Here is a 302-nt window from a genome sequence, read left to right on the forward strand (position 1 = left end):
GACCGCTACCCTGTCCAAGGACAAGGCCGGCGCCCTGCAGGGCAGCGTCGAGGGGGCGGCGCCCTGGCTCTGGCACATCCTGGGCCTTCCGCTCACCCTGGCGCCGGCCTCCCTGATCGGCCTCCGGCTCGGCGCGGTCCTGCTCTGGCTCGGCCAGCCGGGGCGCGAGCCGATCGGGTTCCTGACGAAGCCCTGATCCCCCCGGCGGCCTAGCGGGCCGGGAGCTTGGCCTCGGCCTCCGCCAGGGCGGCCTTCAGCCGCTCGGTCTCGGCGGTCAGCGCGTAGTGCTCGCTGACGTCGAG

Annotated in this window: 1 pseudogene; it reads left to right on the top strand. The window is 75.2% G+C overall.

The annotated features are described in order from the left end of the window. Positions 1–196: pseudogene (locus ACLBXO_RS32055) on the top strand (PetM family of cytochrome b6f complex subunit 7); the annotation flags it as partial. Positions 197–302 lie beyond the last annotated feature (106 nt).

This window comes from Methylobacterium sp. C33D (assembly GCF_053345825.1).